The sequence below is a fragment of the Dactylosporangium sp. NPDC000555 genome, from assembly GCF_040300025.1.
Lineage (GTDB): Bacteria > Actinomycetota > Actinomycetes > Mycobacteriales > Micromonosporaceae > Dactylosporangium.
The window spans coordinates 87,562-103,642 of record NZ_JBEPDB010000021.1 but is presented as its reverse complement, the minus strand read 5'-3'; the positions used below and the strand labels follow the sequence as shown (position 1 = coordinate 103,642).

General features: G+C 67.4%; 8 protein-coding genes and 1 pseudogene. 3 read left to right on the top strand and 6 right to left on the bottom strand.

Annotated features, from left to right (window positions below):
• Positions 1–407: 407 nt before the first annotated feature.
• From ABT297_RS16115 to ABT297_RS16100, 4 genes are all read right to left on the bottom strand, one after another.
• On the bottom strand, positions 408–1,865 hold the full coding sequence (locus ABT297_RS16115; protein ID WP_350549493.1) for a hypothetical protein: 1,458 nt from the start codon (positions 1,863–1,865) through the stop codon (positions 408–410).
• The gene (locus ABT297_RS16110) at positions 1,862–2,383 is read right to left on the bottom strand and encodes a SigE family RNA polymerase sigma factor (RefSeq protein WP_350549491.1); all 522 of its coding nucleotides are present in this window, start codon (positions 2,381–2,383) and stop codon (positions 1,862–1,864) included. Before ABT297_RS16110 ends, ABT297_RS16115 begins: the two co-directional genes overlap by 4 nt.
• Positions 2,384–2,926: 543 nt before the next feature.
• The gene (locus ABT297_RS16105) at positions 2,927–4,255 is read right to left on the bottom strand and encodes an IS701 family transposase (RefSeq protein WP_350549503.1); all 1,329 of its coding nucleotides are present in this window, start codon (positions 4,253–4,255) and stop codon (positions 2,927–2,929) included.
• A gap of 143 nt (positions 4,256–4,398) precedes the next feature.
• Entirely contained in the window at positions 4,399–4,746 is a 348-nt protein-coding gene (locus tag ABT297_RS16100) for a Scr1 family TA system antitoxin-like transcriptional regulator (RefSeq protein WP_350549489.1), read from the bottom strand.
• Between the two features lie 1,264 nt (positions 4,747–6,010).
• On the opposite strand from ABT297_RS16100, the gene ABT297_RS16095 reads away from it, so the two are divergent.
• Positions 6,011–13,969, top strand: a complete 7,959-nt coding sequence (locus tag ABT297_RS16095; RefSeq protein WP_350549486.1) for a DNRLRE domain-containing protein — start codon at positions 6,011–6,013, stop codon at positions 13,967–13,969.
• 107 nt (positions 13,970–14,076) lie between these two features.
• The gene (locus ABT297_RS16090; protein WP_350549484.1) at positions 14,077–14,496 is read left to right on the top strand and encodes a hypothetical protein; all 420 of its coding nucleotides are present in this window, start codon (positions 14,077–14,079) and stop codon (positions 14,494–14,496) included.
• 152 nt (positions 14,497–14,648) lie between these two features.
• Here ABT297_RS16090 and ABT297_RS16085 read toward each other — a convergent pair whose 3' ends face one another.
• Both ABT297_RS16085 and ABT297_RS16080 read right to left on the bottom strand, forming a co-directional pair.
• The gene (locus ABT297_RS16085) at positions 14,649–15,245 is read right to left on the bottom strand and encodes a transposase (protein ID WP_350549482.1); all 597 of its coding nucleotides are present in this window, start codon (positions 15,243–15,245) and stop codon (positions 14,649–14,651) included.
• On the bottom strand, positions 15,209–15,700 hold the full coding sequence (locus ABT297_RS16080; RefSeq protein ID WP_350549480.1) for a winged helix-turn-helix domain-containing protein: 492 nt from the start codon (positions 15,698–15,700) through the stop codon (positions 15,209–15,211). The genes ABT297_RS16085 and ABT297_RS16080 overlap by 37 nt, the downstream gene beginning before the upstream one ends.
• 95 nt (positions 15,701–15,795) lie before the next feature.
• On the opposite strand from ABT297_RS16080, the pseudogene ABT297_RS16075 reads away from it, so the two are divergent.
• Positions 15,796–15,993, top strand: a pseudogene (locus ABT297_RS16075) (UvrD-helicase domain-containing protein); the annotation flags it as partial.
• Positions 15,994–16,081 lie beyond the last annotated feature (88 nt).

Here is a 16,081-nt window from a genome sequence, read left to right as displayed (position 1 = left end):
CCCCGCGGCGGTGCCGAGGGTCGGGCACCGCGGCCAGCGCCCGCAGCAGATCCCGCTGTTCGTTGTGCTGCACAGCAGCCGGTAGGTCGATACCGCAGGTCGGGTCAAGGCGGACAGCGTCGATCAGCGAAGATGGCATCAGCGGGTGTGGTCCTTGCTCGGAGTCGTGTGGGCCTCAGCAACTCCATGATCATCGAGGCGACCACACCCGCCTCACACCACCCCGGACTGCCACATCGACCCAGGCCAACGACTTCCCCCGCGACTACGCAATGGCCTGGTGTGGCCGGCCTGCTCGCCCTGCACCCTGGGCCGCCACGGCCGCATCCCCGCAGGGCGCCACCATCACCGCCGCCAGGGCGTGGAGATGGGGCGCCCGTCGACCATCCAGGCCACCGCCACCGTCGTCAACGGGGCGGTGGAGAGGGTCGAGATAGCGGGGAGCGCGGTCGTCGTCGCCGTCGGCCGCCTATACGTATGACCAGCAGGATCACGGCGGCGAGGACCAGGACGGCTCCACCGGCAAGGATCATCAGGGCCCAGCGCAGGTACGGCCCGAGCCCCGTCGGTGGGTGGCCAGGCCGCATCAGGCCGCTCGCGATGGCGGCCTCGGCGACGTCGATGGACAGCACGTCCTCGTCCGAGCCGCGGACCAGGACGCGCTGGATGCCGTCCTCGGCCAGGGCCACCACGCGGGCGGAGCGCACGCGCGAGTAGTCGGCCGGGTGGCTGCTGGAGAAGGACAGCGTCCGGTCGCGGGCGCCGAAGCCGACGACAGCGGCGCCCGGCTCAGGATACAAGGCGGTAATGACCGGCTCGCCGGCTTTCGTCCAACCCAGCAGGCGTACGGCGGCCAGCTCCGGCAGTTCGGGCACGGCCGGCGTGGCCCGGGGCTTCCCGGTCTGCGCGTCGACCGCGAACAGTTTCCAGCGGGACTCGTAGGCATCGGTAACGCAACACTGGCGCTGGCGCAGCAGCATCAGGCCCCCGCCGTCGGGGGTCCACGCGCCCTTGCCGGCCAGGCGGACGCCGGGGTCCACATCGAAGCGGCTCACCAGCCCGCCGCCGGGCGTCACGACGGAGATCTGATTCTCCGACTGGTACGCCAGGAGGCCGCCGCCCGTCTGCGCGAACGCCGCCGTCCAGCCGTCGTAGTTGCCCACCGTCGGAAGTTCGGCGATCTTGAGGTGGTGGCCGGTCGACACCTCGACCATATGCAGCGTCGCCGTGGCCGCGGCGATCGTTTGCACCCCGTTGGATAGGGTGATCCACGTGGTCTTGTAGGCGACCACCGCCAGGTACCGCCGGTCGGCGGACCAGGCCTGCGGAATCGCCAGGGGCGCGTCGAGGTCGGGCAGCTTCGTGACCGTACCGGTACGCAGGTCCGCCACTCCGTCCTTGGTGGCCAGCAGCGCGCCGTCCGGGGACAGCAGGACGTGCTCGCCGGCCCGCGTCGCATAGTTGCTCCGGACGATGCCGTACGAATCCGTGCTCGAACCGACCAGTGCCGTGACGCCGGTGCTCTCGCCCCACCACCACTGGCCCGAACCGAAGGCCACGCTGGCCGGGCCGATGGGATCGTCGGTCACCTCCGGCGTGCCCCACAGCGGTGCGCCGATCTTCGCCGGCAGCGATGGCGTCGGGGGGATGGACGGGTCGACGGGGGCCACCGGGGCCGGCGCCGTCCGGGCCAGCGGCGGGGCGATGACGGCGAGCAGCGCCAGGACCGTGGTCGCCGTCGCCGCCGCGACCCACTGCCGCCGCCGCCGGTGCCGCCGCGCCTTGGCTAGCGCGCCGGCGTAGAGATCGTATGGCGCGACGCTCTCGGCGCTCGCGTGCATCGTCTCCCGCAGCCGGGCCGTCATCGCCAGCCTCCCGTGACTCGCTCCGCGTGGTCGACCAGGTGGGGGGCCGCGGCCCGGAGTCGGGCGAGCCCGTCGTGCGCGTGCCGCTTCACGGATCCCACCGAAAGACCGAGAACCTGCGCCGCCTGTATCTCGGACAGGTCCTCGTAGAACCGCAGCACCAGTACCGCGCGCTGCCGGGGACTCAGCACGGCCAGCGCCCGGTCCAGCGTCATGCGCAGCGCGGTGCCGGCGTGCGGGTCTGTCCCGGCTTGCTCGGGCGGCGTCGCGGCCAGCTGCTCCGGCACCCGCCGACGCCGCCACCACGACATCTGTAGGTGGTACATGGTCCGCCGCACGTAAGCCTCCGGGTCCCCGTGCCGCGCCCGCCCCCAGTGCCGCAGCACCCGCGACAGCGCGGTCTGCACCAGGTCCTCGGCGGCATGGTGGTCCCCCGTCAGCAGGTACGCCGCCCGCCACAGCGCCGGCCCGCGCCCGGACACGAAGTCCCGGAAGCCCGGATACCGATCCTCGTCCATACCCTCTCAAACGCCTCCCCGCCCGCACATGGTTGGGGTTCAGTTGATTACTTGATACGTTCGTAGCTCAAGGCCCTCGTAATGCGGCCCCACCTCGAGCGCATCGGCCGCTGGGATCCCGACCGGGCTACCCCCAACGCGACATCCTCGCCCAGGCCCGCCGGACTACGCCGGGACCGAACGCCGCTACCAACAATCCCTCACCACCAACGAGTGGCTCAGCAACCAAGCTGGCCTCGCAACCGGTGTGAGTCAACTCGCCAACCTGCGGGCCGCAACTGCCGACAACACCGCGGCCATACCCCTGCACATCCAAGCCCTCGCCATCGGGGTGCCGCAAGCCGCCAACAACATCGAGTAAATCGTGCGAATCAGCGACCGGACCGGCGAGGCCGGCTTCCCCGAAGCCAGGGCCATTGCGTGTCCGGCAGATGGCGGATTGAGCTGGGGTTATACGGGGTGACTGGCCTTTGTGGAGGCGGTCAGGGCGGGTGAGATCACCTAGCTAGACTGCTAGTAGGGCAGCCGCACTTATCGGCGTGATTATGTTGTGGCTTGTCGGGCGAGTCGGGTGCGGTGGTGGAACCATCGGGCGCGGGCTTGGTGGCGTCGTCGCCACCAGGTCCAGTGCAGGTGGTGCGCGTCGGTGTGTGGCCGGCGGGTGATCAGGATGAACAGTCGTTTGATCTCCGCGACGGTGAACGCGATCAGGCCGGCGTCCTTGGGTGGGTTCTCGTCGGCGCTGCTGGGAAGGATCGGTGCTGGCGCACGGGTCTTCGCCTGTGCTGCGGTGACCGCGCAGACCGCGAGGGCGGCCATGCTCAGCACCAGGTGCCGTGCGAGGGCGGTGTAGAGCCGGACCTGGGAATGGTCGAGGCCGAAGTGGTCCTTGCCGAACTCGAAGTCCTCCTCGACTGGCCAGCGTAGACACGCCACCCGTACCAAGGTCGTCAGCGGGACCTGCCGGCCGGGCGGGACGTGGCAGTAGTGGTAGGCGACCTCCCCGGTCTGCAGATGCTTGCGCAGCAACAGGAAATGGTGCGGGCTGGCGGTCGCGACCCACGCCCAGGCGTAACGCCGGTCGCCCTTGGACCCGGGTACCGCACGGACCTGCCAGCTGTCCTGCGTGGACAGCACCGTGTCCACCACCGCGTCGGCGCGTAGCCGGACACCGGCGGCCAGGTCTGCGTGGAACGCCCGACCGACCCGCAGCACATAGCCGATCCCGTTGTCCTCGCAGAAGCTGCGCAGTTCGGTGGAGCGGCCGTAGACCTCGTCACCAGCGCACCATCCGGGCATCGTGGCGTCGGTGACCATGTCCCGCAAAATGTCCACGGCCAGCTGCGGTTTGGACCGGAACCCGGTCTCCTGCCCGATCCCCAACGCGGCCCGGCGATCCGGGTCGGCGAGCTGGTCGGCGGGCACGTAGATCCGGGCACCTACCAAGGCATGCCCGCCCGGGGTGGCGTAGGAGCAGTACACCGTGTTCACCCCATTCGCGACCCGCCCGGCGCAGCCCATGTACTGCCGCGGCACCCCAGCCGTCGCCGCACCGTTCTTCTCCTGCCCGGACTCGTCCAACGCCGCCACGACCAGGGGCTGACCCCGCAACGCCTCGACCACGAACCCGCGGATCGTCGCCATCGCCGCATCGTGGTCCCAGACAGCGTGGTTCAGCAACCGCTGGGTCGGGTCCGGGCAGGCATCGCCGGCGTGTTCCGCGATCGTCCAACCGTTCTTCCGTGGCAGGTCACTGACCAGCGCGGTCACATACTTCCCCCCCTGCTCGAATGGTTCCAACCGCCGGAAATGCGGTCGTAGCCGTCGATGCAGCACGGCCAGGTTCTCCACTGCGAGGGCACCCTCTACCATGGCAGCCACAGCCGCCTCATGGTTGTCTTGCGTCACAACTTGATCATCGTGGGGCGGCTGCCTCTATGATCATCGCCCCCACACAAGCCGGCTACCAGCCAAAATCCCTCAAGTGCGGCTGCCCTACTAGTTCTGCTGTTCTACTAAAGCTCTTCGCCACGCGCGATCTGTTCAAGCACCGCGACGGTCTGTCTCGGTTGCTTTGCAGCGACGCCGACAGCGTCCATGTGGACCTTATATGGGTCGGTTGCGCTTGGGGCCGAAAAATACTCGGCGTGGTCCAGATGCTCGAGGTAGACCACATCAGGTACCTGGTTGGGCCGCGATCGGAATATTGAGAATGAGTTGCCAGTCTCGGCACGCAACCCGTCGCGGGCGGGTAGCACCTGGATGATAATATTCGGCGCTTCCGTGGCCTGGGCGACGTGCGGGGTGGTGCCGGCGGCGTGCTTGGTGGCGTCGTTGCGCTCGTTGCCTGCGGTGGAGGACATGCGGTGGGCTCCCATCGGGCGTTGCGGGTGCGGCTCACCTGCTGTGGCGCCGGGTTCGGGGTGATCCCGGAGGCGTCGGTGTGCCGCGCTGACGGGGCCGGTCAGAGCCCGCCCTGGGCCGGGGCCGCAAGCTTCCAGAAGGAAGATCTTGGCGTCGAGCGGAGCGAGACGTGGGTGCCAAGATGTTCCGCGCTGGGGGCTTGCTGTCCCCGGTTCGGGTGGGCTGACCTTTGGGACCCTCAGTGGCGGTCGTCTCCGACCGCCACTGTGATCTCCAGGCCCCGGCAATGCGGATGGCGCTGGATCGCGTCCGCGAGAGGGCGGCGCACCCTGTCACCTCACGTGGCAGTGGAGGCGTGCCCGTTGGGCGGTTGCGGGTTCCGGTTCGGTGTCGCCTTATCGCCGTCCCCGGATGCCGGGATGGCGGTGGCGCGGCGTCGGATCTCCCGCAGTGGCAGGGGCCGGCTGACGCCGTTGCGCCGTTCCCGGAGGATCGCCACATCGCCGAGCCGGGCGCGCAGCTGTTCCTCTTCGGCTTCGGCGGCGGCGAACCGGTCGGGGGCAACGTCGAGCAGGTGTCGCCACTGCCGCTGACCTGCTCGGACGCATGCTCCGAAACAGTTGTTGTGTTCTCCAGAATTCGCGTGTCTCACGAGACAAGCCAGTGAGGCTGGGCCAGGAGGGGCCTGGAGATCATTGAGCTGGTGTGGGACTGGACGAGGGGTGTCGGTCGTTTGAGTGCCGATGGCCGACCGGTCGGCTGCAGACGGCCGGTCAGGTCGTGGGGTGCGACTCAGGCTGGTGCGTGACGACGGCGTGGCCTGTCCCTGGCGATGGCCGTCCACGGCAAGGTGGCGTTGGACGTGGACTGTCTCCAATGCCGGTAGTAGTTGAGGCGGGCCGACGCAAACCTAGGGTTGTGATGCAAGTCACGCAGCCTATTAGCTGTGCGTTTGTCCTTGTGGTGGCGTTCGTCGTCTTGTTTGCACTGATGGGTGCACTACTCTCTCGACCACAGTGCGTTCCTGTCCGGTGACTGCGGGGAGTTGCGATGCCGGCTGCATGGCGTTCACGAGTGTTCATTTCGGTCAACTCGGGCGCGCGCCGGCGTGGGCTGCGCACGTTGGCGTCTGTGGTGTCGCTGGCGTTGGTCGCGTCCTTGGCGCAGGCGGTGGAACCTCCTGCGACGGCGGTTGCGGCGCCGCCGGCGAAGGCGCCGGCACCGTCGTGTCCGGATGAGCGGCAGGATGCGGTGTCGGCCTTGGTGACGGCGCGGCTGTGTAAGAAACGCATCCAGGTCAGCGGGGACACCACGGAGACCGATCAGGTGTTCGTCAACCCGGATGGTACGTCGGTGGTGGAGCAGTACCGCCGGCCGGTACGGGTCAAGCAGGACGGTAAGTGGACTCCGGTCGACGCCACGTTGGTGTTCGCTGCCGACGGGGCCGTGGTGGCTAAGGCGGCCGCGGTGGAGTTGCGGTTGTCTGGTGGTAACGACGCGGTTCTGGCGCGGACCGTGCAGGGCGAGGTTGGCATCGAGCTCGGGTCGCCGTTGGGGGCGTTGCCCAGGCCTAGCCTGGCCGGCAACGTTGCCACGTATGCGGATGTGCTACCTGGCGTGGACCTTGTGGTGGTGGCGAAGGTTGACGGGTTTTCCCAGCGGTTGGTGGTGAAGCGGCGTGAGGCGGCTGCGGATCCTGCGCTGCGGGCGCTGCGCTTCCCGATGAAGGTCACCGGCGGGTCGGTGGGTATGCAGGCCGGCGGTGCGCTGCAGGTGCTTGATGGCAAGGGGTCAGCGGTGTTTGCCATGTCGACCGCGCAGATGTGGGACGACACGGAGACGAAGGCGAACGACGCCAGCGCTAGGCCAGCTGTGGGGGCGGACGGGGCTAGGTTGGCCGATCTGCCGACGGGGCGGCGGGTCGCCATGGGCGTGACGTATGCCGGCGGGGTGCTGGCGGTCACCCCGGACCGGGCGCTGCTGGAGGACCCGGCCACCGCGTATCCGGTGACGATCGATCCGGGGTTCACCGCGTACATGTACGGCTGGAATTACGTCGATTCCTCGGCGCCGAACCACAGCTACTACAACGTGGCGGACTGGGCGCCGGTGGGCACATCCAACTCGGGCGGGTTCAAGAGGCGCTCGTTTTGGAACATGAACCTGGAGCCGATGGGCACGGGCAAGCAGATCCTGTCCGCGACCTTCCGGATCAGGGAGGTCTGGGCGTGGAGTTGCACGGCGCGCGAGGTGGAGCTGCACCGTACTGCGTGGGTGAACAGCAACGTCACCTGGAACACCCAGCCTGCCAGCAATTGGTGGGTTGGCAACCTGAACGTGGCGAAGGGTTGGTCGCCGGGCGGCATCGGTGGGGCATCGTCGTGTCCGGCCGGTGATCTGAGCTGGGATGTCACCAACGCGGTGCAGGACAACCAGAACAACGGCTATACCGCGATCACCTTCATGCTGAGGGCGCAGAACGAGACCGACAACGCGTACTGGAAGAGGTTCGACCCGAACCCGCGCCTGGACATCACCTACAACTCGTACCCGTACCCGCCGTCGATCTCCACGTCGCCGACGACGCCATGCGTGTACGGGGCCGGGCGCCCGTACATCAACACGGCCACCCCGCGACTGAACGCGGCGACCGGTGACGACGAGGGTAGCCAGCTGACGACGACGTTCGAGTGGTACCACTCCGGTGGCACGATCGTCGGCAGCGGCAGCGCCTCCACGCCGGCCGGCACGGTGGCGTCAGTGACCGTACCGGCCGGGCAGTTGTCCGAGGGCGGATCGTACGGGTTCCGGGCGCGCAGCTATGACGGAATCGGGTACGGCCCGTGGACCGGGTTCTGCGAGTTCACGGTGGATACCATTAAGCCGGGTGTGCCGTTGGTGTCCTCGACGCTGTATCCGTCGACCAGCATGGACAACACCTGGGGCCATGGCGGGGCCGGGCAGGATGGCCAGTTCACGTTCACCCCGCCGTCGGGCACCACTGACGTGGCCGCCTGGGTGTACCAGCTGGACACGCAGACGGCCGCGACGACGCTGACCGCGACCGGCGCGAGCACGGTGACCGTCACGCCCACCGAGGAGGGCCGGCGAACCCTGACCGTGCGGGCCAAGGACCGGGCCGGAAACCTGTCCGACCCCAACACCTATGTGTTCAACGTTGGTCGGGCGGGTCTGCGGTTGCCGGCGCCGGGCGCCACCGCGGTGGCCCGGATGAAGCTGGCCATCGATGGCGACTCGACCTATACCAGGGCTACTTTCCAGTACCGGCGGGGGCCGGGCGGCGCGGAGTATGACGTGCCGCTGGTGCACCTGCGTAAGGCCGATGGTTCGGCGGTAGCGGCGTACCCGGTGACCCTGTCGGACCTCGGCGGCAACGCCATCTGGAACGCGGTCGACACGCTCGGCGCGACGGGTGGTGTGGTGCAGGTCCGGGCGGTGCTCTACACCAGCACCGACGCGACCAACGGCTACAACACCCAATGGGTCACCGCCACGGTCGACCCGGACGGTGACGGCGCCGCTGCCACAACCGTTGGTCCCGCCAGCGTCAACCTGCTCACCGGCGATGCCTCGCAGTCATCCACCGACGCCGACGAGTTCGGGTTGTCGGTTGACCGGACGGCCTCGTCCCGGAAGCCCAGCGACGGCTGGCTGCCGCAAGGTGAACGACTCAGCAGTAACCAGCAACAGATCCTGGCGGATCCGAACCGGTACTCCGGCGTCTGGTACAACACCCGGTTCGGCGACTACTCCGGCGACGGCAAAGCCGACCTGGTGAAGATGGAGGGCGGCTATCTTTACGGCTACACCAGCTACGGCAGCAGCTGGAACGATCCGTTCCAGGTTGGCTCGGGGTGGAGCCAGGCGCAGTGGGACAACACCAGGCTGGGTGACTACTCCGGGGATGGTAAGGCCGATCTGGTGCAGATGGAGGGCGGCACCCTCTACGGCTACACCAGCAACGGCGCTGGTTGGAACAACGCGGTGGTGGTGGGCTCGGGGTGGAGCCAGGCGCAGTGGGACAACACCAGGCTGGGTGACTACTCCGGGGATGGTAAGGCCGATCTGGTGCAGATGGAGGGCGGCACCCTCTACGGCTACACCAGCAACGGCGCTGGTTGGAACAACGCGGTGGTGGTGGGCTCGGGGTGGAGCCAGGCGCAGTGGGACAACACCAGGCTGGGTGACTACTCCGGGGATGGTAAGGCCGACTTGGTGCAGATGGAGGGCGGCACCCTCTACGGGTACACCAGTTACGGCAGCGGCTGGAACAACGCGGTGGTGGTGGGTTCGGGGTGGAGCCAGGCGCAGTGGGACAACACCAAACTCGGTGACTACTCCGGGGATGGCAAGGCCGACCTGGTGCAGATGGAGGGCGGCAACCTCTACGGATACACCAGTTACGGCACCAGTTGGAACAACGCAGTCCAGGTCGGTTCGGGGTGGAGTCCGCCCGGCGACGGCGTGCCGTTCGTCACCAACACCGCCCTGCTGGCCCGCTCCACGACGCGGGGCCAAGGCTCCAGCACCGACTCGCTAGCGGTCACCCCCGCCGCGACCACCCCGCCGGGCGCCGCCGCGGGCGACACGTTCGCCGCCGTGGGCGCCGACCAAGGCGCGCTGCGACTGAACATGAAGCCCGCACACCGGTACCGGCTCACCGGCTGGATCTACGTACCGGCCGCCACCGGACTCAATCCGGTCCACAGCCGGGGGCTGCGCATCGTCGGGTTCTACAAGGACAGCGGCGGGGTATACCGGGAGGTCTCCTCGGTCAAGGCTGGCTGGGTCGACGCCTGGCAGGAGCTGACCGTCGATCTGGACATCCCGGCCGGCGCCACCGAGGCGTTCTTCCGCCTGTACAACGGTTTCGAGTTCGGCACCGGTAAGATCGTCTACTGGGACAACCTGTCGCTGCGGGAAGTCATCGCCCCGTTCGGGCCGCAGTGGCGCGGCGGCACCGGCGGCGGCGTCGCCGACGTGGACTACACCGCGCTGCGATTCCCCTCGGCCGAGCTCGCCGAAATCAGCACCACGACGGGCAGCCCGCTCACCTTCGCCCGCAGCCTGTCCGGCCAGTTCTACCCGGAGCCGGGCGCTGAAGATCTCACCCTGACCGCAGTGGACAGCCTGACCTACCGGCTCAGCGATCTGGACGGCACGGTCACCGAGTTCACCAAGCAGGGCGATGGCTTCGTCGTGACCGCGACGTGGACACCGGAACAGAACTCCAGCACCCGCTACCTGTATGACACCACCGACAACCGCAGCCTGCCCAAGCGAATCATCAACGCCGTGCAGCCCGGCCTCGGGGACTGCACCACCACCATCCCGGCGCGTGGCTGCGAGGTCCTCGAGTACGACTACGCCACCGCGACGACGGCGACTACGACGACCTTCGGCAACGTCATCGACAGGGTCCGGGCGATCAAGATCTGGTCCTGGGATCCAACCGCGAACGGCGGCACCGGCGCCGAGACCGCGGTCGAGGTCGCGAACTACGCCTACGACGATCAAGGCCGGCTGCGCGAGGTCTGGGACCCGCGGCTGTCCCCACCGCTGAAGACTACCTACGAGTACGACAGCGCCGGACGAGTCACCAAGGTCGGCACCGCCGGGCAGCTGCCGTGGATGTTCGACTACGGGACAATCGCTGGTGACACCAACGCCGGCCGGCTGTTGAAGGTCCGGCGGGCGGCGCTGGTTGCCGGCTCCAAGGACCAGCTCGACGGCGAGGTGGCCACGACGGTCGTCTACGGCGTGCCGTTGACGAAAGCGGCCGGCGGCCCGCACGACCTCAACGCGGCGGCGATCTCCACCTGGGGCCAGAAGGACCTACCCACCGACGCTACCGCCGTATTCGGCCCCGAGTCCGTGCCCACCGTCAATGTCGCCACCCAGAGCGCACCCGGCACCGGCGGCTACGGGCTGGCGAACATCACCTACCTCAACGCCTCCGGACAGGCGATCAACACCGCCGCACCGGGCAACTACATCGACTCCCAGTCCTACGATGAGTACGGCAACGTCATCTGGTCGTTGGAGGCGACCAACCGGGACCTCGCCCTGGGGCTGCTACCCGACGCGGCCACCCGCGTCGCCGAGCTGAACCTGCCGGCGGACACCGCACAACGCGCCGCCCTGCTGGCCACCACGAACCGGTACAGCCCCGACGGCCTCGACCTCCTGGAAACCACCGGCCCAGTAGTGAAGGTGGCCCTGGAACGGCAGCTGGTCGATCCGACCGGTGCCCTGCCCACACTGGCGCCGGGCACCCAGGTCATCGCCCGCGGACACGCCACCCACCTCTACGACGAGGGCAAGCCCGACGGCGCCACCTACCATCTGGAGACGACCGAACGCTCCGGTGGGGCCGTGGCTGGCTACCCTGACGCCGACGTGCGCGTCGTGCACACCGGCTACGACCCGCAACCGGGCACCACCTCCGGCTGGGTGCTGAAGAAGGACACGTCGACCACGACCGATGCCGGTACCGCGTACACCGTCTACGACAGCGCCGGCCGGGTACTCAAGTCGTGGGGCATCGGCTCGAACGGCGCCGATGCCCGCGCGACGGAGACGATCTACTACACGGCCGGGACCAACAGTACCGACGCGGCGTGCGGGAACCGGCCGGAATGGGCTGGGTCGCCATGCGTGACCCGGGCAGCGGGGGCGGTGACCGGGCACGATCCGGCCCGGGCCACGACCACGTTGCCGGTGAAGCGGGTCGAGGAGTACAGCCGGTTCGGTGACCCGTCGAAGGTGTCGGAGACGTCGAACGGCAAGACCCGCCGCACGACCACGACGTACAACGGCGCGGACCGGGTCACCAGCGTGGTGATCACCTCCGACGACGGGTCGATCGCGCAGGATCCGGTGCTGACCGAGTACGACGCGGCGACCGGCAACCCGTGGAAGACCACGGTCGGCACGTCGGTCATCACCCGCGAGTACGACCAGCTCGGCCGGGTCGTCACCTACACCGACGCCGACGGCGGTACGACGCAGAGCCAGTTCGACCGGTTCGGCAAGGCGACTAGGGTCTCGGACAACACCGGCTGGACAACGTACACCTACGACCGCAACATGGAACCGCGCGGCATGGTCACGTCGGTGACCGACTCGGTCGCCGGCACGTTCAACGCCAAGTACTCCCCGGACGGTCAGCTGACCGAGGTCAAGTACCCCGGCGGGATCACCCGCACCGACACCCTCGACGCCAACTTCGCTCCCGTCGGGCGAGTGTACAAGCGCGACAGCGACGGCACGGTCATCTATGCCGAATCGATTGTGGAGAACACCGCCGGGCAGTGGATCAACCACACCTATACCGGCGGCTCGAAGACCTACGGCTACGACACCCTCGGCCGGTTGACCAGCACCCAGCAGCTGTCCATCTCGGCGTGCGCGACCCGCACCTACGCTTACGACAGCCGCACCAACCGGACCTCGAAGAAGACGTTCTCCGGTTGCCAGACCGACACCGCCGATACGGAGGAGGGACATACCTACGACACCGCTGACCGGATCATGGACGCCGGCTACGTCCACGACGCGTTCGGCCGAATCACCACCACCCCGGGCGGTCTGACCAACACCTACTACACCAATGACCTCGTCGCGCAGCAGGTACTCGACGACACCAAGCAGAACTGGACCCTCGACCCGGCACACCGCTTCCGTAGCTACACCACCTCGAAACTGGTCGGCGGCACCTGGACCAACGCGTCGTCGAAGCTCAACCACTACGGCGACGACTCCGACGAACCCCGCTGGATCGTCGAGGACACCAGCCTCGGCTCGATCACCCGCAACGTGTCCGGCCCCGATGCCGACCTGATCGCCACAACCTCGGCCACGGGCGACGTCCGCCTGCAACTGACCAACCTGCACGGCGACGTGGCTATGTCGATCGACACCGCGCTCACGACGCCCGAGGCGTACAGCTACGACGAGTTCGGCATGGCCCAGGACTCGTCATCGGATCGCCGGTACGGCTGGCTGGGCGGCAAGCAACGCTCCGGTGAAGCGTTGGGCGGCATCATCTTGATGGGCGTCCGGCTGTACTCCCCGTCGCTGGGCCGCTTCCTCCAGGTCGACCCGGTGCCGGGCGGCAACTCCAACGCCTACGACTACTGCTCCGGCGATGCCGTCAACTGCTCGGACCTGGACGGCAAGTTCGGCTGGGGCAGCATCAAGAAGGCCCTGAACAAAGTCGCCGTCGTCGCCTCGTACGCGTCGATGATCCCCGGCCCGATCGGCACCATAGCCGGCGTCGTCTCCGCCGTCGCCTACGTCGCCACCGGCAACTGGAAAGAAGCCGCCTGGGCCGTCGCCGGCGCCGCCGCCGCAGTCGTCGGCGCTGGCGCCGCAGTCAAGGGCGCAAGGCTGGCGGTCGGAGCGGTGAGAGCCGCTCGGAGCGCAAAGTCGTCAACGTTTGCTTTCAAGACGGCCCGGTCCTGCAAGTTGCACAGTTTTGACCCGGCGACGCTGGTCTTGATGGCGGATGGGAGCCGCAAACCGATCGGTGAGGTGACGATCGGTGACATGGTCTCCACAACGGATCCCGAGACCGGGGAGACGGTGGCTCGAATGGTCACCGCCTTCCACGACAACGTCGACACCGACCTCACCGATGTGACCCTGCGGAACGGAGGTGCGGATGCCGTCGTCCACACCACCCGCCATCACCCGTTCTGGAGTCTGACCAGGCAGGACTGGGTTGACGCCGAAGACCTCGTCGCAGGGGAGTTTCTGTCGACCGCGGGTGGTGGAAGCAAAGAGGTCGTCCAGGTCTATTCGTTCGGTGGCGCCAAGCATATGAACGACCTGACAGTCGACGAACTGCACACGTACTATGTCGCCGCCGATGCGTCGGCGGAGCCGGTCCTTGTGCACAACTGCGGCGGCATGATTCGGGGGGCCATCAAGCGTTGGAAAGACAGTGGTAACATCAACTTGCAGAAGCAAGCCGGGCATCTGCGTGGAACTCCCCAATACATAAACCGCCTCAAGGTCGGGAAGTCAACTTCGGAATGGAGGGGCGGAGAAAAGTTTGCCCGAGTTCATTCCCGCTTGGCATACACGTTCGGAAGGGCGACGGGGGGGTGCGGGTGGCGAACGCATCTTGCGACTTCCGTATCGGGTTGGATCAATCAATGGCCGGGTGCAAAGCAAGGTTCGCGTCACGATGGGTAGGAAAGGGCTTCATGGCACTCCATGGGGATGACCTGTGCGGGCTGGTGGCCCTTCACGAGTGCGCTCGCCGCAGCTACGGGGATCTGCTGAACCCTACGTTCCACTTCGTGCGGGACACGGTCGCCCGGCAGCCGTATGCTGCCACGGTTGAGAGCATCGGACGCTCCGTCGACCGCGTCGAGGAACTGTCCGACTGGCACGATGACGTCGCTTTCCGGTACGCGGTGCAGATCGGAAACGAGCGCTGGATGGTGTTGCTCTCGATCGTGGGTCCGGTGGCCTGTGTGCATCGGGCGGCCCGCGACGGAGAGCTTTATCTGAAGGCGGCCGATTTCGTCACCGAAGCCCCGGCGGGCAATGCCCGCCTAGGCGTCGTCATCAGCATCATCAAGGCCAGCGGATTCCTGATACTCAATGCTGAGCAGGTCGCTCAAGAGATGATGTTCAACCCAGTGAATGACGTTGGTCCCTGTCCGGTGTTCCGAGTGTTCTTCTCGGATCTCGAAGACGTTCCGTGGAGTGAGTAGCGGCGCGAACTCGGCGGCGTTGTGTGACGACTTCAAGCACCGGGAGTTGCGCCAGGTGCGGTGAGCGCAGGGCCATTGTCGAGCCCCGGGTTTGATGGAGAGTTGGTTACAGACCTTGAAAGGTCAGGGTCTGGACAGCTCTGGTTCGAGAGTCATCCCGGTTTGGGCGAGGAACCCGGCGATGAGGTCGGGGTGTCGTTGGATGTGTCGGAGTCGGCGTCGCACGGTGGTGACGAGGTCGTCGATGCCTGGACGGCGAGGTTGCCGATGCTGCGTTTCAGGTGCGACCAGACACCCTCGGTGGGGTTGAGGTCGGGCGCGTAGGCGGGCAGCCGGATCACGGTCAGCCACTCCCGGGCGTCGATGAGGGCCCGCATCGCAGCGCTGACGTGGACGTTCAAGTTGTCCCAGACCACCACGACGGGTGCGCCGAGCAGACTGTGGGCGGCGTCGAGCAGGGCGATGTAGTCGGTCTCGGCGAAGCTGCGGCGCTCGCCTTTGCGACCGCGGTGGGTGATCGTCCGGTAGATCAGCCGGCCCTGGTGGCCTTCCTTGAGACAGACCAGGCCGGCGATCGAGACCCGGCCGGAGCCTTTCCCGGACACGGTCACGGTCGGGGTCTGCCCGCGCCTGGCCCAGGTGCGGGCTTTCGGCGGTCGCAGTGTCTGGCCGGTTTCGTCCTCGAAGCAGATCCAGGCACCCTGCGCCGCCGCTAGCCTCTTACCGACGGCCACCGCCTCGACCGCCACGCCGCGATCGCGTCGGGGTCCCGTTCGGCCGCGCGCCGGGCGGGCATCTGCGGGGTGAAACCCATCCGGTGCAACAGATACGACGTCCCGCGCAGGGTGTATGACACGTGGAACTCTCGCTCGATCAGCTCGGCGATCCGGGCCAGGGTCCAGCGTTGGTCCAAGCCGAACCCGTGCACCACCGGCCCCTGGTCCAGCATGGCGGCCAACCGCTGCAACTGCTTGCCGTCGAGTCGGCACGCCGAGCCGCTGGATCCCGTCGATACCAGGGCTTGCCGGCCTCCGGCCCGCCAGCGTCGCCGCCACCGGTACACCGACTCGGCCGACACCCGAAGCCGGGCTGCGATCTCCGCGACCGGGACGCCTCCATCCAACAACGTGGCCGCCTGCAGCCGGACCGCCTCACGCCTGGATCGGCCCGCAGCGGTCAATCCACCACCATCGGGATACCTCATCCATCGGGCATAGTCGATCAATCGACCGATGTCACCCCGACACGCCGCATCGGCCCTAATCTTTCAAGCCCTGTAACTATCTAGCCTATAAGACGTTGGTCGCATCCCCTGTACTCACTAAGTCGCTAGTGAGACGCTTTCCGGTCCTCGTGATCGACGAAGCGCAGGATATGACCGCCGTGCAGCATGCCTTGCTGTCCCATTTGATAGCCTTCGGCCAGCGGCACGTTGTGTTGGTCGGAGACGAATACCAAGCTATATACGAATGGAACACAGCCAGGCCGAGCCTTTTCACTGCGCGAAAGAGCGAGGAGGGTTGGCTCCCACGTCCACTTTCTGAGACGTTTCGCTGTAGTCCGGCCATCTGTACCGTTCTAACGC